The 24,740-nt window shown below is 67.9% G+C and carries 26 protein-coding genes and 1 pseudogene; 24 read left to right on the forward strand and 3 right to left on the reverse strand.

The window, feature by feature from the left end:
- Nucleotides 1-3 precede the first annotated feature (3 nt).
- The 6 genes and pseudogenes from WPS_RS06450 to WPS_RS06475 all read left to right on the forward strand — a co-directional run bounded on the left by WPS_RS06450 (nt 4) and on the right by WPS_RS06475 (nt 5,789).
- Nucleotides 4-654, forward strand: a complete 651-nt coding sequence (locus WPS_RS06450) for a CheR family methyltransferase (RefSeq protein ID WP_317997018.1) — start codon at nt 4-6, stop codon at nt 652-654.
- Entirely contained in the window at nt 651-935 is a 285-nt protein-coding gene (locus WPS_RS06455) for a response regulator (RefSeq protein ID WP_317997019.1), read from the forward strand. The genes WPS_RS06450 and WPS_RS06455 overlap by 4 nt, the downstream gene beginning before the upstream one ends.
- 141 nt (nt 936-1,076) lie before the next feature.
- A pseudogene (locus WPS_RS06460) lies at nt 1,077-1,753 on the forward strand (CheB methylesterase domain-containing protein).
- Nucleotides 1,754-1,861: 108 nt separating this feature from the next.
- Complete coding sequence (locus WPS_RS06465; RefSeq protein WP_317997020.1) at nt 1,862-2,707, forward strand: FliA/WhiG family RNA polymerase sigma factor; 846 nt, start codon at nt 1,862-1,864, stop codon at nt 2,705-2,707.
- Nucleotides 2,708-2,790: 83 nt separating this feature from the next.
- Nucleotides 2,791-4,272 carry a S10 family peptidase gene (locus WPS_RS06470; protein ID WP_317997021.1) on the forward strand — a complete coding sequence of 494 codons (1,482 nt, stop codon included), beginning with the start codon at nt 2,791-2,793 and terminating at the stop codon, nt 4,270-4,272.
- Nucleotides 4,273-4,274: 2 nt separating this feature from the next.
- Nucleotides 4,275-5,789, forward strand: coding sequence for a S10 family peptidase (locus WPS_RS06475; protein ID WP_317997022.1), 1,515 nt, complete (start codon nt 4,275-4,277; stop codon nt 5,787-5,789).
- Here WPS_RS06475 and WPS_RS06480 read toward each other — a convergent pair.
- The gene (locus WPS_RS06480) at nt 5,740-6,717 is read right to left on the reverse strand and encodes an aldo/keto reductase (protein WP_317997023.1); all 978 of its coding nucleotides are present in this window, start codon (nt 6,715-6,717) and stop codon (nt 5,740-5,742) included. The two genes, WPS_RS06475 and WPS_RS06480, sit on opposite strands and share 50 nt — an antisense overlap.
- Nucleotides 6,718-6,833: 116 nt before the next feature.
- Here WPS_RS06480 and ftsY point away from each other — a divergent pair, with 116 nt between their 5' ends.
- Complete coding sequence (gene ftsY, locus WPS_RS06485; RefSeq protein WP_317997024.1) at nt 6,834-7,757, forward strand: signal recognition particle-docking protein FtsY; 924 nt, start codon at nt 6,834-6,836, stop codon at nt 7,755-7,757.
- Between the two features lie 20 nt (nt 7,758-7,777).
- Here the strand turns inward: ftsY and WPS_RS06490 are convergent, their stop codons facing one another.
- Nucleotides 7,778-8,074 carry an ArsR/SmtB family transcription factor gene (locus tag WPS_RS06490; RefSeq protein WP_317997025.1) on the reverse strand — a complete coding sequence of 99 codons (297 nt, stop codon included), beginning with the start codon at nt 8,072-8,074 and terminating at the stop codon, nt 7,778-7,780.
- A 229-nt stretch (nt 8,075-8,303) separates the two neighbouring features.
- Here WPS_RS06490 and recA point away from each other — a divergent pair, with 229 nt between their 5' ends.
- From recA to rlmD, 14 genes are all read left to right on the forward strand, one after another.
- Nucleotides 8,304-9,353 (forward strand): recombinase RecA, encoded by a 1,050-nt coding sequence (gene recA, locus WPS_RS06495; protein ID WP_317997026.1) that lies wholly within the window; start codon nt 8,304-8,306, stop codon nt 9,351-9,353.
- A 6-nt stretch (nt 9,354-9,359) separates the two neighbouring features.
- Nucleotides 9,360-9,821 carry a regulatory protein RecX gene (locus WPS_RS06500; RefSeq protein ID WP_317997027.1) on the forward strand — a complete coding sequence of 154 codons (462 nt, stop codon included), beginning with the start codon at nt 9,360-9,362 and terminating at the stop codon, nt 9,819-9,821.
- Nucleotides 9,822-9,888: 67 nt separating this feature from the next.
- On the forward strand, nt 9,889-11,205 hold the full coding sequence (locus tag WPS_RS06505) for a glycoside hydrolase family 125 protein (RefSeq protein ID WP_317997028.1): 1,317 nt from the start codon (nt 9,889-9,891) through the stop codon (nt 11,203-11,205).
- 1 nt (nt 11,206) lies between these two features.
- On the forward strand, nt 11,207-12,499 hold the full coding sequence (locus tag WPS_RS06510; protein WP_317997029.1) for an adenylosuccinate synthase: 1,293 nt from the start codon (nt 11,207-11,209) through the stop codon (nt 12,497-12,499).
- Between the two features lie 371 nt (nt 12,500-12,870).
- A complete protein-coding gene (gene fliJ / locus WPS_RS06515; protein WP_317997030.1) occupies nt 12,871-13,293 on the forward strand; it encodes a flagellar export protein FliJ in 423 nt (140 codons plus the stop codon).
- Nucleotides 13,294-13,357: 64 nt separating this feature from the next.
- Nucleotides 13,358-13,645, forward strand: a complete 288-nt coding sequence (locus WPS_RS06520; RefSeq protein WP_317997031.1) for a flagellar biosynthetic protein FliO — start codon at nt 13,358-13,360, stop codon at nt 13,643-13,645.
- 231 nt (nt 13,646-13,876) lie between these two features.
- Nucleotides 13,877-14,242 (forward strand): response regulator, encoded by a 366-nt coding sequence (locus WPS_RS06525; RefSeq protein ID WP_317997032.1) that lies wholly within the window; start codon nt 13,877-13,879, stop codon nt 14,240-14,242.
- Nucleotides 14,239-14,853: a chemotaxis protein CheC gene (locus WPS_RS06530; protein WP_317997033.1), complete on the forward strand. Its 615-nt coding sequence runs from the start codon at nt 14,239-14,241 to the stop codon at nt 14,851-14,853. The genes WPS_RS06525 and WPS_RS06530 overlap by 4 nt, the downstream gene beginning before the upstream one ends.
- Before the next feature lie 9 nt (nt 14,854-14,862).
- Nucleotides 14,863-15,789 (forward strand): Hpt domain-containing protein, encoded by a 927-nt coding sequence (locus WPS_RS06535; RefSeq protein ID WP_317997034.1) that lies wholly within the window; start codon nt 14,863-14,865, stop codon nt 15,787-15,789.
- A 45-nt stretch (nt 15,790-15,834) separates the two neighbouring features.
- Nucleotides 15,835-16,599 (forward strand): chemotaxis protein CheA, encoded by a 765-nt coding sequence (locus WPS_RS06540; RefSeq protein ID WP_317997035.1) that lies wholly within the window; start codon nt 15,835-15,837, stop codon nt 16,597-16,599.
- Entirely contained in the window at nt 16,481-16,843 is a 363-nt protein-coding gene (locus WPS_RS06545) for a chemotaxis protein CheW (RefSeq protein WP_317997506.1), read from the forward strand. The genes WPS_RS06540 and WPS_RS06545 overlap by 119 nt, the downstream gene beginning before the upstream one ends.
- A gap of 4 nt (nt 16,844-16,847) precedes the next feature.
- Entirely contained in the window at nt 16,848-17,321 is a 474-nt protein-coding gene (locus WPS_RS06550) for a chemotaxis protein CheW (protein WP_317997036.1), read from the forward strand.
- Nucleotides 17,322-17,373: 52 nt separating this feature from the next.
- The gene (locus WPS_RS06555) at nt 17,374-17,628 is read left to right on the forward strand and encodes a hypothetical protein (protein WP_317997037.1); all 255 of its coding nucleotides are present in this window, start codon (nt 17,374-17,376) and stop codon (nt 17,626-17,628) included.
- On the forward strand, nt 17,628-19,127 hold the full coding sequence (gene rlmD, locus WPS_RS06560; RefSeq protein ID WP_317997038.1) for a 23S rRNA (uracil(1939)-C(5))-methyltransferase RlmD: 1,500 nt from the start codon (nt 17,628-17,630) through the stop codon (nt 19,125-19,127). The genes WPS_RS06555 and rlmD overlap by 1 nt, the downstream gene beginning before the upstream one ends.
- On the opposite strand, the gene WPS_RS06565 is transcribed toward rlmD, so the two are convergent.
- A complete protein-coding gene (locus tag WPS_RS06565; protein WP_317997039.1) occupies nt 19,124-21,274 on the reverse strand; it encodes a prolyl oligopeptidase family serine peptidase in 2,151 nt (716 codons plus the stop codon). The two genes, rlmD and WPS_RS06565, sit on opposite strands and share 4 nt — an antisense overlap.
- A gap of 91 nt (nt 21,275-21,365) precedes the next feature.
- Here WPS_RS06565 and gatC point away from each other — a divergent pair, with 91 nt between their 5' ends.
- From gatC to gatB, 3 genes are read left to right on the forward strand one after another with little or no spacing between them, the layout of a single operon-like run.
- Nucleotides 21,366-21,668 (forward strand): Asp-tRNA(Asn)/Glu-tRNA(Gln) amidotransferase subunit GatC, encoded by a 303-nt coding sequence (gene gatC, locus WPS_RS06570; RefSeq protein ID WP_317997040.1) that lies wholly within the window; start codon nt 21,366-21,368, stop codon nt 21,666-21,668.
- The gene (gene gatA, locus WPS_RS06575) at nt 21,668-23,191 is read left to right on the forward strand and encodes an Asp-tRNA(Asn)/Glu-tRNA(Gln) amidotransferase subunit GatA (protein ID WP_317997041.1); all 1,524 of its coding nucleotides are present in this window, start codon (nt 21,668-21,670) and stop codon (nt 23,189-23,191) included. Before gatC ends, gatA begins: the two co-directional genes overlap by 1 nt.
- Nucleotides 23,188-24,723 carry an Asp-tRNA(Asn)/Glu-tRNA(Gln) amidotransferase subunit GatB gene (gene gatB / locus WPS_RS06580; protein ID WP_317997042.1) on the forward strand — a complete coding sequence of 512 codons (1,536 nt, stop codon included), beginning with the start codon at nt 23,188-23,190 and terminating at the stop codon, nt 24,721-24,723. The genes gatA and gatB overlap by 4 nt, the downstream gene beginning before the upstream one ends.
- The last annotated feature ends 17 nt before the right edge of the window (nt 24,724-24,740 follow it).

Genomic DNA, 24,740 nt, shown 5'->3' on the forward strand with positions numbered 1-24,740 from the left:
GCGTTGCTCGAGATCTCCGACGCCGAGTTCGTCACGCTGCGCGATCTGGTCCGCGCGCGGTTCGGCATCTGGTACGACGACCAGAAGCGCTTCCTGCCGCTCAGCCGGCTCTCGACGCGCGTCGTGAAGCGCGGCTTCGACACCTACGGCGCGTACGTGCGCTTTCTGCGCGACGCTCCCAAGCGTGAGAGCGAGTGGAACGAGCTGGCGTCGATCCTCTCGAACAACGAGACGTACTTCTTTCGCGAACGCGCTCAGCTCAAGACCCTCGCCGCGTCGGTCCTCGATGAATTCCTGGCGCGTTCGCCGCGCGTGCGCCTATGGTCGGCCGCGTGTTCGTCGGGCGAAGAGCCGTACTCGCTCGCGATGACGCTGATCGAGACGGGCAAGGTCAGCAACGCGATGCTGTCGATCCGTGCGACCGACATCTCTCCGCGCGTCCTGGAACTCGCGGCGGCCGGCTACTATCGCGCGCTCTCGTTCCGCGCGACCGACCGCCGATGGAGGGCGTTGCGTCCCGGAGGCTATCTGTTTTTGGGACATGCCGAGTCGCTGTTTCATCTGACGGATCTCTACGAGCCGGTCATCGGGCCCGACGCGATCGTCTATCGCCTCAAAGCGGCGCCGCTCGACGCCCTACGGGTGACGGCGTGAACGCGCCGGCGCGGACGATCACCGTCGTCGTCACCGACGACTTGGCGTTCATGCGGCGTGCGATCCAGAAGATGCTCGAGAAGGTCGCCGACATCCGCGTCGTCGGGACGGTGGCGAGCGGCGAGGAGTCGCTGGCGATGGTCGAGCGACTCCATCCGGACGTCGTGACGATGGATGTCGAGATGCCGGGGATCGGCGGCCTGGAAGCCGCGCGGCGGATGGTGGAGCGGCGCGGGCCGCCGGTGATCATGGTCAGCGCGCTCACCCGCGAAGGCGCCTAGACGACGCTGCGCGCGCTCGAGGCCGGCGCGGTCGACTTCATCCCCAAACCCGACTCGTCACTGATCGATATCGTGAACGTGCAGCGCGAGCTCGTCGAGAAGGTCCGGCACTTCGGCAGCCGGCGTGCGTACCTGCGCGCGATGCAGGCGGCACGCACCGCGCCGCCGGCCGCGCCCGCGCCCGTCACGCCGCGCGAGCCGCTGCGGCGCACCGCCGTGAGGACGCGCGGCGCGTTCGCCTGCGTCGCGATCGGAACCTCGACCGGCGGTCCCGTCCCCCTCTCGCAGATTCTGCCGCGCCTCCCCGCATCGTTCCCCGTCCCGATCGTCGCCGTTCAGCACATGCCGCCCGGGTTCACGCGCCCGCTGGCCGAGCGGCTCGACGCGGCGAGCAAGATCGCCGTGATCGAAGGGAAGCACGGGTTGACCTCGCCCCGGGCGTTGCGGTGGTCGCGCCGGCCGGGCGGCCACTGCGATTGGAACGGCATGTCGCGGCGGTGCGGATCGCCCTCTACGACGAGAACGTCAAGTCGCTGCACGTCCCGAGCGTCGACGTGATGGCGGCGTCGGTCGGCGAGATCTACGGTCCGGCCGCGCTCGGCGTGATCCTCACCGGGATGGGACAGGACGGCGTCGCGGGTCTGCGCGTGATCAAGGAACGCGGAGGCTACGTCGTCGGGCAGGACGAGGCCAGCGCAGTCGTCTACGGGATGCCGCGCGCCGCCGCGGCGGCCGGCTTGGTGGACCGGGTGGTCGCGCTCGATGCGGTTTCGCGCACATTGTGCGAATTGACCGGGATTGGGGACGCCGCGATGTAACGAATGGCGATCTGTTTTCGGCCGAGAGCGAGGGGAGCTTTAGCAGGTGGGCGTGAAGCGTGCACCAATTGGGGGCAGGCAAGTGAGGACCCGTCTCGGGAGCATGCCGTGAAAGCACTCCGCGATTCGTCGCGCTACATTATCGGCGGGGTCGAGCTCAGCCGAGAAGAGATCGTTCACAAGTACCTGCATCTGGTCAAGTACGTGGCCGGACGCATCTCGATCAACTTGCCGCCCAACGTCGAGATCAACGATCTGATCAACGACGGGATCCTCGGCCTGATCGACGCGATCGAGAAGTACGACGACGCGCGCGGCGTCAAGTTCGAGACCTACGCGATCACGCGCATCAACGGCGCGATCCTCGACGCGCTGCGCGCGCTCGACTGGGTCCCCCGCGCCGTCCGTCAGCGGGCGCGCGAGCTCGAGCGGACCTACCAGGAGTTGGAAATCCAGCTCGGCCGCGCTGCCACGGAAGACGAGGTGGCCGCGAAGATGGGGATCACGCGGCGCGAGCTCGACGTGCTGATGCAGAAGATCCGCGGCACGTCGGTCCTCTCGCTCGAAGAGTTTCTTCCCAACGAGCGCGGCTACGAGATCCCGTTGCTCGACACGCTGCGCGACGACGGCACGGAGGTCACGAGCGCGGTCGAAGCGCGCGAGATCAAGTCGGCGCTGGTCCGCGCGGTCGACGAACTCCCGCCGCAAGAGCGCACCGTGATCTCGCTGTACTACTTCGAGGGCCTGACGCTCAAGGAAATCAAAGGCGCCCTCAACGTCTCGGAGTCGCGCGTCTCGCAGATCCACGCGCAAGCGGTGATCCACCTGCGGACGAAATTACGGGCGCTGCGTGCCGATCTAGGATATCGTGAGGGCGACCCCACGGTGAAACAGAAGTACACGCGACGAAACCCCGCCCAGAATCCCGCAACCGACGTCAGGGCGATGGGCTAGCCTCAGGGCGACGGTCTGCCGGGCGGCGCGGTAGGCCGACGCGCGCTGCGGCGCGAACCGCGGAGTCCGTGAAAATACGGAGATTGACGTTCGCCGCGCTCCTGGCGGCGTTCGCCTGCGTCGCGGGCGCGCCGCATCCCGCGCGCGCCGCCGACGATACCGCCGTCACGCATCACAGCGTCACGGTCGGCGGCAAACCGATCGCCTACACCGCGAAAGCCGGGACGCTCGCGCTGCGCAACGCCGAGGGCGACGAGATCGCGCGCGTCTTCTCGGTCGCGTACACGCTCGACGGCGCCGATCCGCGCACGCGACCGGTTACGTTCGTGTGGAACGGCGGCCCGGGATCCTCGTCGATGTGGCTGCATCTGGGGTCCTACGGACCGCTGCGCGTCGACGCGCCGTCGAACGGCACCGTCCCCGCGCCGAACACGCCGCTCGTCCCCAACGCGGATTCGCTGATCGATACGACCGATCTCGTCTTCGTCGACGCGGTCGGGACCGGGTTCAGTCAGATCACCGGAAAAGGGACGGCGGAGACGTTCTTCGGCGTCGACGAGGACGCCGGCGCGTTCGACAATTTCATCCGCACGTGGGCGACCGCGAACGACCGCTGGTCGTCGCCGGCGTTTCTGTTCGGCGAGTCCTACGGGACGACGCGCGCCGCGAACGTCGTCAACCTGCTGCAGAAGCACGGGATGGCCGTGCGCGGCGTCATCCTCGTCTCGTCGGTGCTCGACTACAACGCGCTCGACAACGGTCAGGGGCTCGGAGAAGATTACGGCAACATCGCCTTTCTGCCGACCGAAGCGGCGGTCGCGTGGTACCATCACGCACTGCCGGCGAACCCGCCCGATCTGCCGCGCTTCGTCGACCAGGTCCGGCGCTTCGCGCTGGGACCGTACGCCGACGCGCTCGCGCGCGGCGACGCGATCGACGCGCCGGCGCGGCGAGCGATCGTCGCGAAACTGCACGAGTATACCGGCCTCGATGATGCGTACATCGATCGCGCCGATCTGCGGATCGAACCAGCCCGTTTCGAGCAGGTGCTGCTGCAGCGCAGCGGCGTGCAGACGGGCAGGCTCGACGGCCGCTATCGCGGTCCCGCCATCGACCGTACGAGCGATTCGGCGACGTACGATCCGGCCAGCGACGATCTGCTGACCGACGCGTTCGTCGGTGCCGCAAACGGGTATCTGCGCGACGATCTGGGCTACAAGACCGACCGCACCTACTACGGCACCAACTATCCCGTGGTCGGCCGGCATTGGAAGTTTCGCCGCAGCCGCTCGGCGCTCGCACCGAACGTCGCCGGCGACCTGCGCGAAGCGCTCATCAAAAATCCGTACCTGCGCGTGTTCGCCGCCAACGGCTACTACGATCTGGCGACGCCGTTCTTCGGCACCGAGTACACCCTGCACCATCTCGATCTCGATCCCGGCCTGCGAACGCACATCGAGTACGGCTTCTATCCGTCGGGGCACATGATCTATCTCAACGACGAGTCACGCCGCGCGCTGAAAAGCGATCTGGCGCGGTTCTATCGCGAAGCGGCGGGCCGCTGAGGATGCGCCCTCTGCTGCTCTCGCTCGCGCTGAGCGCGCTGGTCGCGCCGTCGGCGGCGCTCGCGCAATCGTCGCCCTCGCCGGCCCCGTTCCGCCCCGTCCCGGGAGCACGCGATGCGGTGACGCATCACGCGATCGTGCTGGGCGGGAAGCGCATCGCCTACACGGCCCGCGCCGGAACGCTCCTGCTGCGCGATGCCGAGAACGAACCGACCGCAAGCGTCTTCTACGTCGCCTACACTGCCGACCGCGCCGACGCGAAGCGGCGTCCGGTCACGTTCCTATGGAACGGCGGCCCGGGCTCGTCGTCGATCTGGCTGCACATGGGTTCGTTCGGACCGGTCCGAGTGCCGGTGCCGAAGGACGGCTCGCTCCCCGGCCCGCGTCCGCGCCTCGTCGACAACGCGTCGTCGCTGCTCGACACCAGCGACCTCGTGTTCGTCGACGCGGTGGGTACGGGCTGGAGCACGATCGTCGCGCGCGGGAAGACCGCCGACTACTACGGCATCGACGAAGACGCGAAGGCGTTCGCGCAGTTCATCGAACGCTGGGCAACCAAGAACGCGCGCTGGGAGTCGCCGAAGTTTCTGCTCGGCGAATCCTACGGGACGACGCGCGCGGCGAACGTCGTGAACCGTCTGCAGGACGACGGGATGGCGGTGAATGGCGTCGTCCTGCTCTCGAGCGCGCTCGATTACAACTTTTTGCCGATCGGCCAGGGCCCCGGGAACGACTACGTCTACGCGGGGTACCTGCCGACCGAAGCGGCCGTCGCGTGGTACCACCACCGCGCTGTTGGCGCGTCGCCGGATCTCGCCCGCTTCGTCGCGCAGGCGCGCGCGTTCGCGGCGGGCCCGTACCTGCACGCGCTCGCGCAGGGCGACCTCCTGGACGACGCGTCGCGCACCGCGATCGTGCGCCAGCTGCACGCGTTCACCGGATTGAGCGAGGCGTACGTCCGTGCCGCAGACCTGCGGATCGACCCGAACAAGTTCCGTCAGGAACTGCTACGCGACGAGGGCCGCACGATCGGACGCTACGACGGCCGTTACAGCGGGACGTCGACCGACACCAATGCCGCCTACTCCGACTACGATCCCTCCGACACGATGACGTCGGCGGCATACGTGGCGGCGTTCAACCACTACGCGCACGACGTGCTGCACTACAAGGACGACCGGCCTTACGACGTCCTCGATTTCAGCGTCAACCGGGCGTGGAAGTACCAGCGCGAGAACGACTCCAACGCACCGACCGTCGTCGCCGACCTCAAGTCGGCGATCGTCAAGAACCCCTCGCTGCACGTCCTCTCGGCGAACGGCTACTACGACCTCGCTACCGGCTTCTACAGTACCGAGTATCTGCTGGGTCACATGGGACTCGATGCAGCGCAGCGCGCGCGCCTGCACTACGCGTACTACCCCTCGGGTCACATGGTGTACTTGAACGCGGACTCCCTCGTCGCGTTCAAGGCCGACCTCGTGCGTTTTTACGCGACCGCCGCCGCGGCGCGCTGAACGCCCGGCTACAATCGCCAGTTCGTTCATCGGCGGGAAGCCGTGCTGTGCTCGGCCCTCGTCGGCGTCGTTCTTCATCGACGACTTGTAGAGCTCGAGGTGGCCGTCGGTCGCGCGTTCGCGGTGGCGGTCGCGCAGCCGCTGCAGCGCCGCGTCGTCGAACGGTGAAGCCGTCGGCGGTGCGCACGTGGTGATCGAGCACCGCCTGCGAGTCGATCCCGGTGACCGTCGTGAGAACACCGGGGAGCGACATCGCGTAGCGCAGTGCGTCGTCGGCGTCGACGCCGCCGGCCTGCAGCATCCGACCTTCGGCGAACGCCTTCATCCCGATGACATGAATCCCTCGCTCGCGCGCGAGCGGGAGGACGTGCTTCTCGAAGCTGCGGTAGTTCGGATCGAGGACGTTGAGCGGCATCTGCGCGGTGTCGAACGCATAGCCGCGTTCGATCATGTCGATGTGGATCGCCGGACCCTTGTGGCCGGTGAAGCCGACGAAGCGCACCTTTCCATCGCGTTTCGCGCGATCGATCGCTTCCACCACGCCGCCCGTGGAGTAGTGCCGGTGCGGATCGTCGTCGTACACGCACTCGTGAATCTGCCATAGATCGAGCCTGGCGGTGCGCAGACGGCGCAGCGACTCCTCGAGCTGCTGCATCGCGACGGCGCTCTCACGGCCGTGCGTGCAGACCTTCGTCATCAGGAAGACGCGATCGCGGTGGCCGCCGTCGGCGAGCGCCTTTCCCATCCGTTCCTCGCTGCGATGCTCGTTGTATTCCCACGCGTTGTCGAGGAAGGTGATCCCCGCGTCGATCGCCGCGTGCAGCAAGCGGATCGCCTCGCGTTCGTCGTCGAGCATCCCGAGGTGGTAGCCGCCGAAGCCGAGCGCCGAAACGCCGACGCCGGGCGCGATCTCACGGTGCGGAATCATGGCGGGATTGTACCCCGCCGCGGCGCCGCGCAGCGAGGGGGCGTGCGGCAGCCCGACCGAAGTCGGAGCGCGCGCAAGGATGCCGCGACCCGGCGCGCCGCGAACCAGCCGCTATCGTGAGTTGGTTCGGAAAATTGAAAACCGCGCTGCAGCGGACGCGCGAGGCCTTCGGCGGCGAGCTCGAGACGATGGCGCTCGCGCGCCGTCCGGTCGACGACGAGCTGTGGGACGACCTGGAAGAGATCTTGCTGGCCGCCGATTTCGGCGTGCCGACGACGGTGAAGATCGTCGACGCGCTCAAGGTCGTCGCGAAACAGGATCGCTACGAGACGAGCGACCAAGTCGTATCGCGCTTCCGCCGCGACGTGCAGAACTTTCTCACGCTGCCCGGGATGACGCTCAACGTGCAGGCGAAGCCGGCGGTGATCCTCGTCGTCGGCGTCAACGGGAGCGGGAAGACGACCACGATCGGCAAGCTCGCGACGGTGCTGCGCGCGCAGCGCAAGAAGGTGATGGTCGTCGCCGCCGACACGTTCCGCGCCGCGGCGGCCGAGCAGCTCGCGGTGTGGGCACAGCGCGCCGGCGCCGAGTACGTGCGCGGCGCCGAAGGCTCCGATCCGTCGTCGGTCGTGTTCGACGGGATGACCGCGGCGAAGGCGCGAGGGATCGACGTCGTGCTCGTCGATACCGCGGGCCGTCTGCAGACCAAGACGAACCTGATGGAAGAGCTGAAGAAGATGCGTCGCGTCATCGAACGCGAGATGGGTGCGCCGCCGTCCGAGACGCTGCTCGTCGTCGACGGGACCACCGGACAGAACGCGCTCTCGCAGGCCAAGCTCTTCAACGAAGCGACGCAGCTGACGGGCGTGATCGTCACGAAACTCGATTCGACCGCGAAGGGCGGCGTGCTGGTCGGGATCGTCGATCAGCTCACCGTTCCGGTGAAGTACATCGGGCTGGGCGAAGGACAGGACGCGCTTGCGCCGTTCGATCCGGCGCAGTTCACGCGAGCGCTCTTCGAAGTGGGCGCCGCCGCGTAACGGGGTTTTCCGGCCCGCGGTTACCGGTCGGCGTTGCCGTCGCGCGCGTCGAGGCGATCGTTCCAGAAGCGGCGATAGCGCGAGAGCCACGCATCCAGTTCGGCGAGACCGGCCGGCTGAAGCGCGTAGATCCGGCGCTGCGCATCCTTGCGCATCCCGATCAGCCCGGCGTTGCGGAGCGTTTTGAGATGCTGCGAGACCGCGGGCTGCGTCATGTCGAACCGGCGCGCGAGTTCACCGGCGGCGTAGTCGCGCTCCGCCAGCATCTCGACGATGCGGCGGCGCGTCGGGTCCGCGAGCGCGGCGAAGGCCTCCATACTTGGCTAGTATATTGCAGTGGGCTTATATAAGAAAAGACTTTTTAAAATCTGCTGTCGAACACAGGTTCGATCCCTGCTCGCTTCGAAGGGTGGAGGTAATGACGCGCCTTGCCGGCGCGGAGCGCGGTGGGAAGGGTCGGCGGCGGCGCTTCGAACTGTGTCACGCATCTGGCACTCGAGCGCGGTACCGTCGGATCATCCCGACCACCCGACGTCACGGAGCATCATGGCAGACGAGAAACAGGTAGCTCTCACCAGCGCGCTCGCGCAGATCGAGCGTCAGTTCGGTAAGGGCTCGATCATGAAGATGGGCGAGATCCAGGAGCGGATGGCGTTCGACGTCATCTCCACCGGATCGATCGCCCTCGATCTGGCGCTGGGCGTCGGCGGCTTGCCGCGCGGCCGCATCGTGGAGATCTACGGCCCCGAGTCGAGCGGGAAGACGACGCTCGCGCTCCACGTCATCGCCGAAGCGCAGAAAGCCGGCGGCACCGCGGCGTTCGTCGACGTCGAGCACGCGCTCGATCCCACCTACGCCCAAGGCTTGGGGATCGATCTCGACAACCTCCTCGTCTCGCAGCCCGACGCCGGCGAACAGGCGCTCGAGATCGCGGAGATGCTGGTGCGTTCCAACGCCGTCGACGTCGTCGTCGTCGACTCGGTCGCCGCGCTCGTCACCAAAGCCGAACTCGAAGGCGACATGGGCGACACGCACGTCGGCCTGCAGGCGCGCTTGATGTCGCAGGCGCTGCGCAAGCTGACCTCGGCGATCTCGCGCTCAAAGTGCGTGATGATCTTCATCAATCAGCTGCGCGAGAAGGTCGGCGTGATGTTCGGCAATCCCGAGACGACCTCGGGCGGCCGCGCGCTGAAGTTCTACGCCTCGGTCCGGCTCGACGTCCGCAAGCTCGAGCAGATCAAGGTCGGGACCGACGTGGTCGGGACGCGCACCCGCGTCAAGGTGGTGAAGAACAAGGTCGCGCCGCCGTTCCGTCAAGCCGAGTTCGACATCACCTACGGCAAGGGGATCTCGAAGATGGGCTCGATCATCGACGTCGCGCTCGAGCGCAATATCATCGGCAAGTCGGGTTCGTGGTACACGTACGGCGAGCAGCGCATCGGCCAGGGCCGCGAGAACGCGAAGGCGTTTCTCGAGGAACACTCCGACGTCGCCGACGAGATCGCGGCGAAGATCCGCGAGGCGCTCAAGTCGGCGAATTCGACGAACGGCGCCGCCAAGACGGTCGGCGCCGGCGTCGCGAGCGACGACGAGTAGGGCCCGATGCCCTCGGCACGCGTGACGGCGCTGCGCTTCTTGGCGCAGCGCCGCCTCACCGCGGCCCAGCTCGCGGCGAAGCTCCAACGCAAGGGATTCCCCGACGACGAGGTCGAGGCGGCGCTTGCGTTGTGCCGGCGCGACGGCTTCGTCGATGACGGGCTCTTCGCGCTGCTCTACGTCGAGGGGAAGCGCGCCGCGGTCGGCGATGCGCGGCTCGTTGCCGAGCTGGTCAGCCGTGGCATCGACCGCGACGCGGCGCGCGAGAAAGTCGGCGCGGCCGCGATTTCCGAGGCGGAGCGCATCGACGCCGCCTACGACCGGATCCGCCGCGCCAACCCGTCGGTCTCGTATCAATCGGCGGCGCGCAAGCTCGAACGGCTCGGATTTCCGGCCTCGCTGATCTATCGCGTGCTGCGTGAACGCGCGGGCGCCGAGTACGCCGACGTCCTCGGCGATCTCGCGTAAACGTGGCGCACGTCATCGTGCGCCGAGAGGAAACGCCTCCGGCCGCACGGTAGCGAGGGGCCAACAGATGCGGTTATCGATCGTTCGCGCGGTGCTATGCACGCTCGCGGCCCTTGCGTTGCTCGGGCCGCTCCCCGCACCGGCGATCGAACTCGACGCGATCAGCAAAGCCGCCGCCGGCTATCAGACCCCCGACGCGAAGCTCGAGACGCTCTACCGCGCGGCCCTGCTCAATACGAGCAAACAGATCACGGTCGCCGACGACGGCACCGCCTACGTGAAGACCGGCGACATCCCCGCGGAATGGCTGCGCGACGCGAGCGCGCAGGTGCGCCCGTATTTGTTCTTCGCGAAAGACGACCCGCAGGTCCGCACCATTCTGCGCGGGATTATCGCGCGGATGGGGCGCTACCTGCACATCGACCCCTACGCGAACGCGTTCACGCTGAACTATCGGGTGTGGGAGCAGAAGTTCGAACTCGACTCGCTTGCGTATCCGATCACGCTGGCGTGGACCTACTGGAAACAGACCGGCGACACGTCGATCTTCACCGGCGACTTGTCGCTGGGCTTCGACAGCGCGCTCGACACGATGGAGCGCGAGCAAGATCATCCGCGCAACTCGCGCTACACGCACAAAGAACTCCCCGACGGCGGCAAGGGAAAGCCGGTCGCGTACACCGGGATGATCTGGAGCGGCTTCCGTCCCTCCGACGACGCGTGCAACTTCAACTATCTGATCCCCTCGGAGATGATGGCCGTCGTCGCGCTCGGCGAACTCGAAGAGATCGAGCGCGACGTCTACCACAACCTGATCAAAACGCAGCGTGCTGCCGCGCTGCGCACCGAAGTGCAGACCGGGATCCAGACGTACGGCGTCGTGTTCACGCCGAACTACGGCTACGTGTACGCCTACGAAGTCGACGGGATGGGGAACTCGATCCTCATGGACGACGCGAACATTCCCTCGCTGCTGTCCGCGCCGTACCTCGGCTACACCAAGTCCTCGTCGTTCATCTACAAGAACACGCGCAAGTTTCTGCTCTCGAAGGACAACCCGACCTACTACGTCGGCAAGCTCGCGCGCGGGATCGGCTCGCCGCACACCAACGACGGCTGGGTCTGGCCGTTGGCGATGCTGATGGAAGGTTTCACCGCCTCGAGCGACGGCGAGCGCAAAGACGTCCTGAACGAACTCCTCGCCTCGGATCCGGGCGACCATCTCCTGCACGAAGCGTTCAATCCCGACGATCCCACGAAGTTCTCCCGCGTCGACTTCGGCTGGCCCAACGCGCTGTTCAGCGAGTGGGTGATGACCTCGTTCGAAGGCGTCCCCGCGCTCCCGGTCGGAAGTACGAGCGACCTCGATTTCCGCGGAGACTGACGTGATTGCTTGGACCCCGCACCGCGACGGCGAGCGCGCTCCCGTCGACATCGTCGTGGGCATCCAGTGGGGTGACGAAGGAAAGGGCCGCGTCGTCGATCTGCTCGCGCGCGACTACGGGATCGTCGCGCGCTTCGGCGGCGGCGACAACGCCGGGCATTCGATCGAGGTCGGCGAGACGAAGCTCGCGCTGCACGTCGTGCCTTCCGGCGTCCTGGTCGCCGGGACGCGGCTGTTCATCGGCGGCGGGACCGTTGGGTCGCTGCGCGGTCTGGTCGACGAGCTCGACATGCTGGCGAAGCTCGGCGTCGACGTCGGCCGCATCAGCGTCTCGGATCGCGCCCACGTCGTCTTTCCTTATCACGCAACGCTCGACAGGCTCTCCGAGAAGCAGCGCGGCGGCGCGGCGATCGGCACCACCGGCCGCGGGATCGGTCCCGCCTATACCGATCGCGTCGCGCGCATCGGCGTGACCTTCGGCGACCTCGCGAAGCCGGAAGCCGTCGCGTCGAAAGTGCGCCAGGCGCTGCTCGCGCGCGCACCGCTGTTCGTCGGCGCCGAGGAGCTGCCGCGCGAAGAAGACGTCGTGAGCGAGACGCTCGCGCTGGCAAAGCGGATCGTGCCGCACGTCGTTCCCGGCGTCGCCTGGCTGCACGAGGCGATGGAACGCGGCGAGCGCGTCCTCGCGGAGGGCGCGCAGGGGACGATGCTCGACGTGACCTACGGGACGTATCCGTTCGTCACAAGTTCGCACACCGTCGCGGGCGGCGCGTGCACAGGGCTGGGGATCGGTCCGACCTCGATTCGCGGCGTCCTCGGCGTCGCGAAGGCGTACTGCACGCGGGTCGGCGCAGGCCCGTTTCCGTCGGAACTGCTCGACGAGCGCGGCGAGCGGCTGCGCGCGCAAGGCCGCGAATTCGGCGTCACCACCGGCCGTTCGCGCCGCTGCGGCTGGTACGACGCGGTCGCGGCGCGCTACGCCGCGCGGCTCAACGGCCTCGACGGGCTCGTCCTCACCAAGCTCGACGTGCTTTCGGGCTTCGAGCGCATCGGGATCGTCACCGGCTATCGGCGCGCCGACGGGACGCCTTGCGGCGTCGAGGGGATCGGCGATCCTGATCTGCAGGTCGACGTCGAGGAACATCCCGGCTGGAACGAAGACCTGCGCGACGTCCGGCGGATCGCCGGCCTGCCGGCCAACGCGCGCGCGTTCGTCGAGCGGCTCGCTGCGCTCACGGGAGTACCCGTCGTCGCCGTCTCGGTCGGACCCGAGCGCTCCGCGCTCGCGCACTGACGCCGGCGCGACGCGTCGCCCGCCAATTCTGCGAGGTCGATAAAGCCTGTACGGTTCGTACCGATAGTGTCCAGAGCGCCGGGCATGGATGCGGCGCGTCGCAGGATACTTTCCGATCAACGCCTCGACGTGATACTGGGGTCGAGAGGGTCACCCGGGTCCTGACGGTCACCGAAGTTCGGCCTCGGAGAGTTTCGACCGACGAGCCGGCGGCCCGGCATCCGCTTCTTCATTCCGCTTCAACCCAACAGCGAACGTACTGATGTGAGCAAGGCATCCACGGGACCGGAGACCTCCAGCGCTAAGGGCGATGACATGTACGAACCGATCTCGGACGCGATCTCGTCGGCTCGCCAGGTGACGACGCTCGCATGACGGCCTTCCGCTTTTTCTTGGATCCGGTCCTTCGGCATCGCGAGCGCATCGAACGTGTGCGGGCCGCTGAGCACGCGCACAAGGTCGCCGACCAGCGCGAATCGCAGCGTGTTCTCGACTGCCTCACAGCTAGCCGCGAAGCGGCGCGTACCGCACTTCTCGGCGGTCAGGGCAAGCTCGAAGCGATCAGCTTGCGTGCTACGTACACGTACCTCGACTACCTTGACCGCGTCATCGTCGCGGCGCGGCAACGGCTCGACGCTTGCGCAGCCGGAACGGACGCGTCACGGCACCATCTCGGCGCGGCTGTACGGGCTCGCAAGGCGCTCGAAACGCTCAAGGAACGGCGCCGCGAAGCCCACGATCTCGAGGCTGCGCTCGCCGAGCAGCGCGATCTCGACGAATTCAACAAGGTGTAGGACCCTGCACGTCGTCGTCACGTATCTCTGGGCTCTGGGGGTCGTCGCCCTGCTGCTGCTCGGTATGACCTCTGCCGTACGGTTGTTGCATCGCCGGCGCCTCGTCGCCTCGACAGGTAAACGCCTCGTCACGGTCGTCGAGTCGACGTTCCTCGCGCCGAACGTGACCGTACACGTTATGAAGGTCGGCGACCGATACTACCTCGTAGGCGCCGGATCAGCGGGGCTCACCCGCATCGACGACGTTGAGGGCGAGGTCGTCGAAGCCTACATCCGATCGCAACGGATGGCGCTCGCAGGACAAGACGAGGCCGTCGCCCGCCTGATGCAAAGATTTCGCAAAGAACCGTGAACCGCGGACTCTCGAAGGACATCGCCTGACTGGGGCCCGGCCGCGCCGTCCCGTCTCGCCGAATTCATGCCGTGACGCGCGAGCCGCGGTGAAGCCTCGCTCTTCGTCTGCCGACAAGCAAAAGAAGGGGACGTACGCCGGGGCGGCATCTGCTCAAGACGTCTATCGAGATGAACAAGCGGCAGTCAAAGTACCAATGCCGCCGACCCGCCTGAGGAGCGCACACAACGGATGTCGGGGAAACGCGTGCTCATCGTCGATGACGCCGTCGTCATGCGGATGATGATCAAGGGAATTCTGAGCAAGAACGGTTACGAGGTCGTCGGCGAGGCGCAGAACGGCGTGGAAGCCGTCGAAAAATACCGCGCGCTCACGCCGGACCTGGTGACCATGGATATGGTGATGCCGGAGATGGACGGCATCACCGCGGTCAAGCAGATCGTGGCGCAGGATCCGCAGGCGCGGATCATCATGTGCACCTCGATGGGTCAGCAGGCGCTTGTGGTCGAGGCGATCCAGGCCGGCGCGAAGTCGTTCATCACCAAGCCGTTCCAACCGCCGAAGATCCTCGAGACGGTTCAGAAGGTGCTGGCATGAACTCCACCGCGCCGACCCTGAGCGAGATCCAGCGCGACGCGCTCAAGGAAGTCGGGAACATCGGCGCCGGCCACGCGGCGACCGCGCTCTCGCAGCTGCTCAACACGACGGTGAAGCTTTCCGAGCCGACGATCGACGTGCTGAAGTTCCGCGACCTCTCCAGCCGCGTCGGGTCGGCCGACCGCAGCGTCGCCGCGCTGCACATGTACGTGCGCGGTGAGGCGCCGGGCCAGATGGTCGTGCTGTTCGATCGCGAGCAGGCCGCCGAGTTCGTCAACGTGTTCATCAAGCGGATCATCGGCGACATCCAGATCTTCGACTCGATCGTCGACTCGACGCTCAAGGAACTCGGCAACATCATCGCCGGATCGTACCTGACCGCGCTGATCTCGCTCACCGGGAACAACCTCCTGCCGTCGGTCCCGACGCTCTCGTACGGGACGGTCCAGCAAGCGTTCCGAACGCTGATGTCGATCCTCCCCGATCAGGACGTCTTTCTGATCGAGTCGCAGTTTCTCGACAAGGACAAGGCGGTCTCGGGCCAGTTCATCCTGATCCCGGAGACGGGCTCGCTGCAGCCGCTGCTCTCGGTATTCGGCGTCAACGACTGACACCCGACGATGTCGGCGGATGATGTTTTTGACCGGGCGGAGTTCGTCCAATACTTCCGCGACGAGACGGACGAACTGCTGCAGTCGATCGACGCCGATCTGCTGCGTCTCGATCGCTTGGTCGACTCCGGAACGGTCGACGGCGAGATCGTCGACTCGCTCTTCCGCGCGCTGCACACGATCAAGGGCAGCGCCGGGATGCTCGACTTCCGTCAGGTCCAGCAGATCGCGCACAAGCTCGAGAACGTCTTTGACCTGCTGCGCAAGGGTCGGATGCCGCTCACGGAGAGCGGCGTCAACCTGCTCTTCGAAGGCCGTGATGTGCTCACGGCCCTGGTGCGTTCGGCGGTCGGCGGACTCGAAGATCCGCCGGGCGTCGGCGCGTACGTCGAGCGGCTCGACGGCTTCGCCGCCGTCTACGATGCGACCGCGCAGGTGATCGACGGACACCGCACCGGCGAGCCGGTTCCGGAGTTCGAGGTCGAGATCGCGCGGATGCTCGCGCAGGCGCACGCCAAACGCCCCGCCGCCGACGTCCCCGCCGAGGAGGCGGTGGCCCTCGACGTCGCCGCCGCGCAAGCGGCCGTCGATGGGCTCTTCGCGGCTGCGCCGCAGACGCCGGCGCCGAAGCCCGCCAAAGTCGAAACGAAGAGCGTCGCGCGCAAGCCCGCGGCGAAGTCGCCGGCGAAGACGCCCGCGGCGAACCCGGTGCGCGCCCCGGTCGCCGCGCCCGAACCGCTCCGTACCGCGGCGGTGAAGAACCAGACGATCCGCGTCGACATCGAGCGCCTCGACATGCTGCTCAACCTGGTCGGCGAGCTCGTCATCAACCGCACGCGCATCTCCGACATCGCCGCGACCCTCGGCCGCGAACTCGGCGGCCAGGGGAGTGCCCAGCATGCGCTCGCGGCCCTGGCGAAGGATCTCTCCGAATAGTCGGCGCTGCTCGCGCGCACGACTAACGAAATCCAGGAGAGCATCATGAAGGTGCGCATGGTGCCGATCGGTCAGGTGTTCGACCGGTTCCCGCGGACGGTGCGCGATCTCGCGAAAGCGCGCGGCAAAGAGATCCACCTGACGATCTCCGGCGCCGAGACCGATCTCGACAAGACGATCGTCGACGAAGTCGGCGAGCCGCTGATGCACCTGATCCGCAACTGCGTCGATCACGGGATCGAGCCGCCGGACGTCCGCGAAGCGCGCGGTAAACCGCAGCACGGCACGATCGCGCTGAACGCCTATCACGAAGGCAATCAGGTGATCATCGAGATCGCCGACGACGGCGGCGGGATCGATCTTGGCCGCGTGCGCGAGAAGGCGATCCGCATCGGCGTGATCGGCGAGTCCGATCGCCTCTCGGATCGCGAGACGATCGAATTGATCTTCACTCCCGGCTTCTCGACCGCCGAACAGGTGACCGACGTCTCCGGCCGCGGCGTCGGGATGGACGTGGTGAAGAAGAACATCCGGCGGCTCAAGGGGATCTTCGACGTCGACTCGTCGCCCGGCGCGGGGACGACGTTCACGATGAAGCTGCCGCTGACGCTGGCGATCATCCAGGCGCTGCTGGTCCGCATCGCACGAACTGTACTCGATCCCGCTCGACGCGGTGATCGAGTCGCAGCGCATCGACGCCGCCGACGTCCGCACGGTACACGGCGGCGAGGTGATCACCCTGCGCGGTCAGGTCGTGCCGCTGATCCGCGTCGGCGAGTTCTTCCGGCTCGACGCGCCGCGCGACCCTGAGAAGGTGATGATCGTGATCGTGGGGCTGCAGGGCCGTCAAGTCGGGCTCGTCGTCGACTCGTTCCAAGGCGAACAGGAGATCGTCATCAAGCCGCTCTCCGACGTGATCGGCCGCATCCCCGGCATCTCCGGCGCGACGATCCTGGGCAACGGATCGATCTCGCTCATCATCGACGTCCACTCGCTCGTCGCCGGTGCCTACGGCGCCGGCAAAGCGACGCGCGCGGAGTTCTCCGGAGTGTAAGTCCATGGACACCATTCAAGTCGTCTCGTTCAAGCTCGGTTCGGAAGAATACGGCGTCGACATCGCGCAGGTGCAGGAGATCAATCGCATGGTCGCCGTCACGAACGTGCCGCGCGCGCCGGTCTTCATGGAGGGCGTGATCAACTTGCGCGGTCAGCTGATCCCGATCATCGACCTGCGCACCCGCTTCGCGATGCCGCGGGCGGAGCACACGAAGAGCACGCGCTTCGTCGTCACCGAGATCGGCACGAAGCGGGTCGGGATGGTCGTCGACTCGGTGAGCGAGGTGCTCCGCCTGCCGACCGACGCGATCGAAGACGCGCCCGAGATGATCGCCGGCGTCGACACTGAGTATATCCGCGGGGTCGGAAAGATCGAAGACCGCCTGATCATCCTGCTCGACCTGGCGAAGGTGATCACCGGCGCCGAACGGCGCGAGCTCGAGCACGCCGACGCCGAGCCGGCGGCGGCGGGTTAGCCGCTTCTTCGCTCGGACGGACCGCGGCATCGCGCCGACGAAACGACAGATCGTGACCGATCAGAGTTCCGCCCCGACGACGACGAACGTGCCCGAGCCCGGCAACGGCCGCTCGGCGCTGCCGCTCGGGCGGACGCTGCTGTGGCTGGGCGTCGCGGGGGCGTCCGCCGCGCTGACGTTCGTCGTGCTGCGCATCACCCTCGGACGGCGCGCGGCCGCCACCGACGAGACCGCCGAGCGCATCCAGGCCCTGATCGACGAAGCGAACCGGCTGATCAAGACCCTCGACGAAAAGAAGCAGGTCTAGTGTCCGTGCGTCCGCCGGCGGCGGCGAGCGGCCTCGTGCCGGGCGCCGTCGCCTCGGTGCGTTTTACGGATCTGCTCGCCAACGGTCAGGCCGTCGGACGTCTCAACGGGTTCGTCGTCTTCGTCACCGGCCCGTTGCCCGGCGAGCACGCGAAGGTCCGCATCGTGCAGGTGAAGCCGAAGTACGCGGTCGCCGACGTCGTCGCGTACGAACGCGAGTCGGAGTACCGCACGCGCCCGTTCTGCGGCGTCTTCGGCGTGTGCGGCGGCTGTCAGGTCCAGCACCTGGCATATCCCGCGCAGTTGGCATGGAAAGAGCAGATCGTCCGCAGCGCGCTGCGCCGCATCGGCGGCTTCGCCGGCGTCGAGGTGCGGCGTCCGGTCGGGATGACCAGCCCGCGCAATTATCGCAACAAGATGGCGCTGGTCGTCGAGCACGCGGGCGGCGAACCGGTCTACGGATTCTATCAAGCGCGCTCGCACGCGCTGGTCCCGATCGAGAGCTGTCCGGTCGTCCTGCCGCAGCTCGACGCGGCGATCGGCGGCCTCTACGCGGCGGCGCGCGCGCCGCAGTCGCGCGCCGCCTTCGCCGGAGCGAAGCACGCGATCGTGCGGGCCGGCGCGTCGAGCGGACAAGCGGTGCTGTCGATCACGACGGAACGGCGCTCGCCCGATCTTGCGGCCGAAGCGCCGGAGATCGCGCGCCGCATTCGCGGCATCGTCGGGATCTCGAACTCGTTCGAACCGCGCACCGCGAACGCCGTGCTCGGCCGCAAGATGCTCTACGTGTGGGGCCGCCGCGAGATGGAAGAGTCGATCGAGGGCGTGCGCTATCGCGTCTCCCCGGCATCGTTCTTCCAAGTCAACAGCGAGATGGTCGGGCGCATCTTCCGCTTCCTCGCGCCCGCGCTGCAGCCCGGACGAACGATCGTCGATCTGTACTGCGGCGCGGGGACGTTCGCGATCTTCTTCGCGTCGCGCGGCGCGACGGTCGTGGGGATCGAAGAGAACCCCGCTGCGGTGCGCGAAGCGCGCGAGAACGCGAAGATCAACGACGTCGGCGACCGGGTGACGTTCGTCGAAGGCCGCGTCGAGGGGACGGTCGCGCACAGCCGCGGGAAACAGGCGCTCGAGGCCGCCGAGATCGTGTTCCTCGATCCGCCGCGCAAGGGTAGCGATGAGGCGACGCTCGCCGCGATCGCCGACGCGCGCGTCGCGAGCGTGTGGTATCTCTCGTGCAATCCGGCAACGCTGGCGCGCGATCTCGCGTACCTCGCGAAACGCGGCTATGCGCTGGGCGTCGTGCAGCCGTTCGACATGTTCCCGCAGACCGGTCACGTGGAGACGCTGGTGACGCTGCGGCGGATCGATGCCGAGCCCGAGGCGGCGCTCCCCGAACGGGAGCCGACGCCGTGGGACGATCAGATCCCGGTGTGGCCGCCGGAAGACCCGTACGCGAAGCACGAGTATCCGGAGTTCGTCGACAAGGAGCCCGGTTAAGGCTGGAAATCCGGATCGCCCGTCTGCCAGAGGGCGAAGGCGAACTCGTCGGTCGTGAGCGCGACCGCCTGACGGCGCGAGCTGCCGATCAGCCCGTGGCCGGCATCGAAATCGACCCGCAGCAGCACCGGCTTCGCGCTCGATGTCGCGTCCTGCAGGGCGGCGGTGAACTTCGCCGCCTGCCACGCGTCGACGCGCGGATCGTTGACGCCGGCGGTGATCAGCACCGCGGGATACGCGGTGCCGTGCACGACGTGATGCAGCGGGCTGGTCGCGTACAGCGCGGCGAAACCCGCCGCCGTCGTCACGGTGCCGAACTCCGGGACGTTCGCCGGGCCGCTCGCGCTCGTCTCGGCGCGCAATTGATCGGACAGCGGCGTCTCTTCGATCGCCGCGGCGAACAGCTCCGGCGCACGTTCGAACGCGCCCGAGACCACGATCCCGCCGGCGCTACCGCTGCGTGCGACCAAACGCGCCGGAGCCGTGTAACCGCGTTCGACGAGCCAGTGCGCGCACGCGAGGTAGTCGCTGATCGCGACCGGTTTGCGCGCGCCCTTTCCCGCCAGATGCCAGGCTTCACCGTACTCGCCGCCGCCGCGAACGTGCGCGTACGCGAAGGTGACGCCCCGCTCGAGCAACGCCATGCGCGAGGCTGCGAAGCCGGCCTCGACCGGGATTCCGTAGGCGCCGTAGGCGTAGAGGATCGCGGGGTGCGAGCCGTCGAGCGGGAGATCGCGACGGCGCACGATCGAGAGCGGGATCGCGGTGCCGTCGTCGGCGCGAGCCGTCACTTCGTCGGCGACGATCGCCGAGGTGTCGATCGCCGCCGGCGGCGTAATCTGCAGGTCGTGCGCGCGGCGCGTTCCCGGATCGTACGCGTACCAGCGCGCGGGACGCGTCCAGGAGTCGAGGCGCGCGACGAACCCGGGCCGGTCGTCGCGCGCTTCGAGGCCGGAGATCGTCCCGTCGAGCGGGAGCGGGATCTCGCTGCGCGTGCCGTCGTACGCGACGCGGGTGATGCGGCTGCGCCCGTCTTCGCGTGACTGCACGTAGAGCGCGTCCGATCCCGCCGCGAGCTCTTCGACGACGCGCGCACCCGCCGGAACGGCGTCGACGGCTTGCGCGAACGATCGCGACGCGTCGAACCGCACGACGCGAAATCGCGGCGCGTCCTTCGCCGTGAGCGCGTAGATCGTCGTTCCGCGGATCGCGATGTCGGTCACCTTGTCGGCGGGAACGATCGCACGCCGCCACGTCATCGCCCCGGGCGCCCGCGCGAGCGCGCGCTTGTCGCCGACGTAGACCGTGACGAACCGGTCGACGCCGTCGAAGAGCATCCCCACCGCGATCGAGGCACGCGGCGAGAGGCCGACGGCGGCGTACGCGCGCGGACCGGCCGGGATCGACGGATCGATCCCGGCCCCGAACACGGCGGCGTCGTGCGTGCCGTCGTCGCCGACCACGTGCCGGTACGCCCGCACGTTGAGATATTTCGCGTTCGCCGGCGTCGCGGCGTCGGTCGCCTGACGCTTGACGTAATAGAATGCGCGGCCGTCATCGCTCCACGCGGTCACGCCGAAGTCCGCGCGATCGCTGCCGTCGCCGAGCATCGTCGCGGTCGCGACGTCGATGACGCGCACCGTCGCGTTCTCCGAACCGCCGGGTGCGAGCCCGACCGCGACCCGCGCGCCGTCGTCGGACGGCAGATAATACGCGATCGCCTCGCGCGGGCCGGGGAGGCGCTCCGGGTCGAGCAGCAGCCGCTCCGCGCCGTCGCGACGCGCGTAGAGTTTCGCCGCGTTGCCGCCGGCCGGCGTGCGCAAGAAGAAGGTGGTGTCGCCGCGGACCATCACCGCCGACGCGCTCTCGTTCGCGGCGAGCAGGTCGCGCACGCGCGCTTCGAGCGCGGCGCGTCCCGGCAGGGCGTCGAGCGTCGTGCGCGTCCGCCGGCCCTGCTCGGTCAGATAGGCGCGCAGGCCCGGTCCGTTCTGCTCCATCCAGCGGTACGGATCGACGACGGTCGTTCCGAAGTACGTGTCGCTGACCGGGATCTTCGTCGCCTGCGGAGCAGGGACCGGCGCCTGACCGGCGGCCGAAGTGCAGACGAGAACGATCGCTCCCGCGATCAACGAACGGGGATGGCGCATGAGGACGATGGTGCGTTCGGCGCGGCGGGGCGGAGTCCGCCGACGCGGGCACGGCGGATTTCGACCCTTCGCGCGCGAACCTCAACCGGTCATGGCTACGGATCGCATCGACATCCGTCACGTCGCGCGCCTCGCGCGGCTGGCGCTCACCGAGGACGAGATCGCGACCTTCGGACCGCAGCTCGGGAACCTGCTGACCTTCGTCGACGAGCTGCGCGAGCTCGACACCGACAACGTCGCCGCAACCGCGCAGGTGATCCCCTCGCGCAACGTCCAGCGTGCCGACGCGCTGCGCCCCGAGACGATGCTCTCCCGCGAGGCGGCGCTGCAGAACGCGCCGCAGGCGCAGCACGGCTTTTTCCGCGTCCCGCGGATCATCGCGGAGGAAGGCTGATGACCGATCCGGTCCGTGACTCGGCGATCGCGATCGCGCGCGCCGTGAACGCGCGCGAGGCGAGCGCCGCCGAGATCGCCGAGACGATGATCCCGCACGTCGCGCGGGCCGACGCCGAGCTCGACGCCTACCTCGAACTGACGCCGGAACTGATGCGCGCGCACGCGGCGCGCGTCGACGCGCGGATCGCCGCGGGCGAGACGCTTCCGCTCGCCGGCGTCCCGCTGGCGATCAAAGACAACATGTGCGTCACCGGGACGACGACGACGGCGGGCTCGAAGATCCTCGAGCACTTCATCGCGCCCTACACGGCGACGGCGGTGCAGCGTCTGCTCGACGCCGGTGCGCTCCCGATCGGCAAGACCAACCTCGACGAGTTCGCAATGGGATCGTCCGGTGAGAACTCGGCGCTCAAGCGCACCCGCAACCCGTACGACCACGAGCGCGTCCCCGGCGGATCGTCGGCGGGGAGCGCTGCCGCCGTCGGCGGTTTCGAGGCGACCGTCTCGCTCGGCAGCGACACCGGCGGATCGATCCGCGAGCCGGCCGCGTTCTGCAACGCCGTCGGGTTCAAGCCGACGTACGGCCGCGTCTCGCGCTACGGGCTGATCGCGTTCGCGTCGTCACTCGACCAGATCGGGCCGTTCGCGCGCAGCGTCGAGGACGCGGCGCTTGTGTACGACGTGATGGGCGGTCACGATCCGCTCGACGCCACCAGCGTCGACCGCCCGCTGGAACCGAGCGCGCCGCATCTGCGCGACGATCTGCGCGGCGTGCGCGTCGGGATCGTGAAAGAGTTCGCGACGAGCGATCTGGGCGCCGAGATCGACGCCTGCTATCGCCAGGCGTACGCCGATCTCGAGGCGCTCGGCGCCGAGCTCGTCGAGGTCGAGCTGCCGACCGCGAAGTACGGCTTGGCGACGTATTATCTGATCGCGCCGGCGGAGTGCTCGTCGAATCTTGCGCGCTTCGACGGCGTGCGCTACGGCCTGCGCGTCGACGCCGCCGACGTCGGCGAGATGTACGAAGCGACGCGGGCCGCCGGCTTCGGCCCCGAGGTGAAGCGCCGCATCCTGATCGGGACGTACGCGCTCTCCTCGGGCTACTACGACGCGTACTACGTGAAGGCGCAGAAAGCGCGCACGCGCATCGCGGAAGATTTCGCGCGTGCGTTCGAACGCTGCGACGTCATCGCCTCGCCGGCGGCGTCGTCGCCGGCGTTCGGCTTCAATGCTAAGACGGATCCGGTGGCGATGTATCTGATGGATTACTATACGATCCCGGTGTCGCTGGCCGGCTTGCCGTCGCTCTCGGTGCCGTGCGGCGCCGTCGTCCCCGACGGTGGCTCGCGGCCGATGCCGATGGGCCTGCAGCTCGCCACGCCGCTCTTCACCGAGCGCGCGCTGCTCGGCTACGCGCACGCCTACGAACGCGCGACGCGCCACGCCGACCGACTGACGCCCCGGACCATGGAGATGGAAGGCAGCATGTCGTTGCGCGCGCCCTCGGGGAATCGCGCATGAGCAACACGATGAGCGCGCGCTCGAACGGGGGGCCCCGTCCCGAAGGGATGGGGGGCGCGGAGCCGGGTGCGGAACGCAGTTCAAACTGGGAAGCGGTCATCGGGATCGAGTGTCACGTCGAACTGAAGACGGCGAGCAAGATGTTCTGCGGCTGTCCCAACGCGTTCGGCGGCGAGCCCAATACGCGCGTCTGCCCGGTGTGCCTTGCGCTGCCGGGAGCGCTGCCGGTCCCCAACGCGCAGGCGATCGAACACCTGATTCGCGCGGGCCTCGCGTTCGGGGCGTCGATCCCCGCGCACTCCAAGTTCGACCGGAAGAACTACTTCTATCCGGACATGCCCAAGAACTATCAGATCTCGCAGTACGACATGCCGATCACGCAGGGCGGGATCGTGCACTACTGGCTCGAGGACGGGACGCGCGGCGAGTGCCGGCTCACCCGCATCCACTTGGAAGAGGACACCGGCAAATCGACGCACGCGAGCGCCGACGGCCGGCTCGCCGGCGCGACCTCGTCGCTGGTCGACTTCAACCGCGCCGGGGTTCCGCTCATGGAGTGCGTCGGCGAGCCCGATATCCGCTCCGCCGACGAAGCGGTCGCGTTTCTCGAGACGCTGGCGCGGACGTTCCGCGAACTCGGCGTGAGCGACGTGAAGATGGAGGAAGGCTCGCTGCGCTGCGACGCCAACGTCTCGGTGCGTTTGCGCGGCGCGAGCGAGTACGGCACCAAAGCCGAGATCAAGAACATGAACTCGTTCCGCAGCGTGCGTCGCGCCATCGCCAGCGAGATCGAACGGCAGATCGCGGTGCTCGAGGGCGGCGGCCGCGTGATCCAGGAGACGCGCGGCTGGGACGAAGCGGCCGGCACGACGCACAGCCAGCGCTCGAAAGAGCAGGCGCACGACTACCGCTATTTCCCGGACCCCGACCTCGTCCCGATGGACATCACGATCGACGACGTCGAGCGCTTGCGCGCGACCCTCGGTGAGACGCCGTACGTACGCTATGCGAAGTACGTCGATGAGTGGAAGATCGACTCGAAGCGCGCCACCCAGCTCGCCGACGATCGCGCGCTGGCGGCGTTCTTCGAGCGCGCCGTCGCGGCGTCGGGGAATCCCCTCGGGACGCTCGCGTTCGTTCTCGGCGATCTTTCGCGGCTCGCAAACGAGAGCGGCACGCACGTCGCCGACGGCAAGGCGACGCCCGACGCGCTCGCGGAGCTGGTCGCGCTGGTGCAGTCCGGCGCGATCAACTCAAAGGCGGCGAAGTCGGTGCTCGACACGCTGTGGAACGACGGCGGGTCGGCGAAGGCGATCGTCGAGCGCGAGGGGCTCGCGCAGGTCAGCGACCGCGGCGCGGTCGCCGCGATCGTCGACGAAGTGCTCGCCGCAAACGCGAAGTCGGTCGCCGATTATCGGGGCGGGAAAACCAACGTGCTCGGCTTCCTGACGGGCGCGGTGATGAAGGCGTCGCGTGGAAAAGCGAACCCCTCGCTGGTCGGCGAACTGCTGAAAGAGAAGCTCGACGCGTAACGCGAAGAACCGCGGGT

It is taken from the genome of Vulcanimicrobium alpinum, assembly GCF_027923555.1.
In the GTDB taxonomy this organism is placed as follows: domain Bacteria; phylum Vulcanimicrobiota; class Vulcanimicrobiia; order Vulcanimicrobiales; family Vulcanimicrobiaceae; genus Vulcanimicrobium; species Vulcanimicrobium alpinum.

What these genes read in the sequence shown, in the direction of transcription:
- WPS_RS06520 (WP_317997031.1), top strand. Translation starts at nt 13,358, where the DNA reads ATGACCTCTGCCGTACGGTTGTTGCATCGCCGGCGCCTCGTCGCCTCG.
- WPS_RS06505 (WP_317997028.1), top strand. Translation starts at nt 9,889, where the DNA reads ATGCGGTTATCGATCGTTCGCGCGGTGCTATGCACGCTCGCGGCCCTT.
- WPS_RS06525 (WP_317997032.1), top strand. Translation starts at nt 13,877, where the DNA reads ATGTCGGGGAAACGCGTGCTCATCGTCGATGACGCCGTCGTCATGCGG.
- WPS_RS06480 (WP_317997023.1), bottom strand. Translation starts at nt 6,717, where the DNA reads ATGATTCCGCACCGTGAGATCGCGCCCGGCGTCGGCGTTTCGGCGCTC.
- WPS_RS06475 (WP_317997022.1), top strand. Translation starts at nt 4,275, where the DNA reads ATGCGCCCTCTGCTGCTCTCGCTCGCGCTGAGCGCGCTGGTCGCGCCG.
- gatA (WP_317997041.1), top strand. Translation starts at nt 21,668, where the DNA reads ATGACCGATCCGGTCCGTGACTCGGCGATCGCGATCGCGCGCGCCGTG.
- gatB (WP_317997042.1), top strand. Translation starts at nt 23,188, where the DNA reads ATGAGCAACACGATGAGCGCGCGCTCGAACGGGGGGCCCCGTCCCGAA.
- WPS_RS06535 (WP_317997034.1), top strand. Translation starts at nt 14,863, where the DNA reads ATGTCGGCGGATGATGTTTTTGACCGGGCGGAGTTCGTCCAATACTTC.
- WPS_RS06550 (WP_317997036.1), top strand. Translation starts at nt 16,848, where the DNA reads ATGGACACCATTCAAGTCGTCTCGTTCAAGCTCGGTTCGGAAGAATAC.
- WPS_RS06565 (WP_317997039.1), bottom strand. Translation starts at nt 21,274, where the DNA reads ATGCGCCATCCCCGTTCGTTGATCGCGGGAGCGATCGTTCTCGTCTGC.
- WPS_RS06500 (WP_317997027.1), top strand. Translation starts at nt 9,360, where the DNA reads ATGCCCTCGGCACGCGTGACGGCGCTGCGCTTCTTGGCGCAGCGCCGC.
- WPS_RS06530 (WP_317997033.1), top strand. Translation starts at nt 14,239, where the DNA reads ATGAACTCCACCGCGCCGACCCTGAGCGAGATCCAGCGCGACGCGCTC.
- fliJ (WP_317997030.1), top strand. Translation starts at nt 12,871, where the DNA reads ATGACGGCCTTCCGCTTTTTCTTGGATCCGGTCCTTCGGCATCGCGAG.
- WPS_RS06490 (WP_317997025.1), bottom strand. Translation starts at nt 8,074, where the DNA reads ATGGAGGCCTTCGCCGCGCTCGCGGACCCGACGCGCCGCCGCATCGTC.
- gatC (WP_317997040.1), top strand. Translation starts at nt 21,366, where the DNA reads ATGGCTACGGATCGCATCGACATCCGTCACGTCGCGCGCCTCGCGCGG.
- WPS_RS06540 (WP_317997035.1), top strand. Translation starts at nt 15,835, where the DNA reads ATGAAGGTGCGCATGGTGCCGATCGGTCAGGTGTTCGACCGGTTCCCG.
- recA (WP_317997026.1), top strand. Translation starts at nt 8,304, where the DNA reads ATGGCAGACGAGAAACAGGTAGCTCTCACCAGCGCGCTCGCGCAGATC.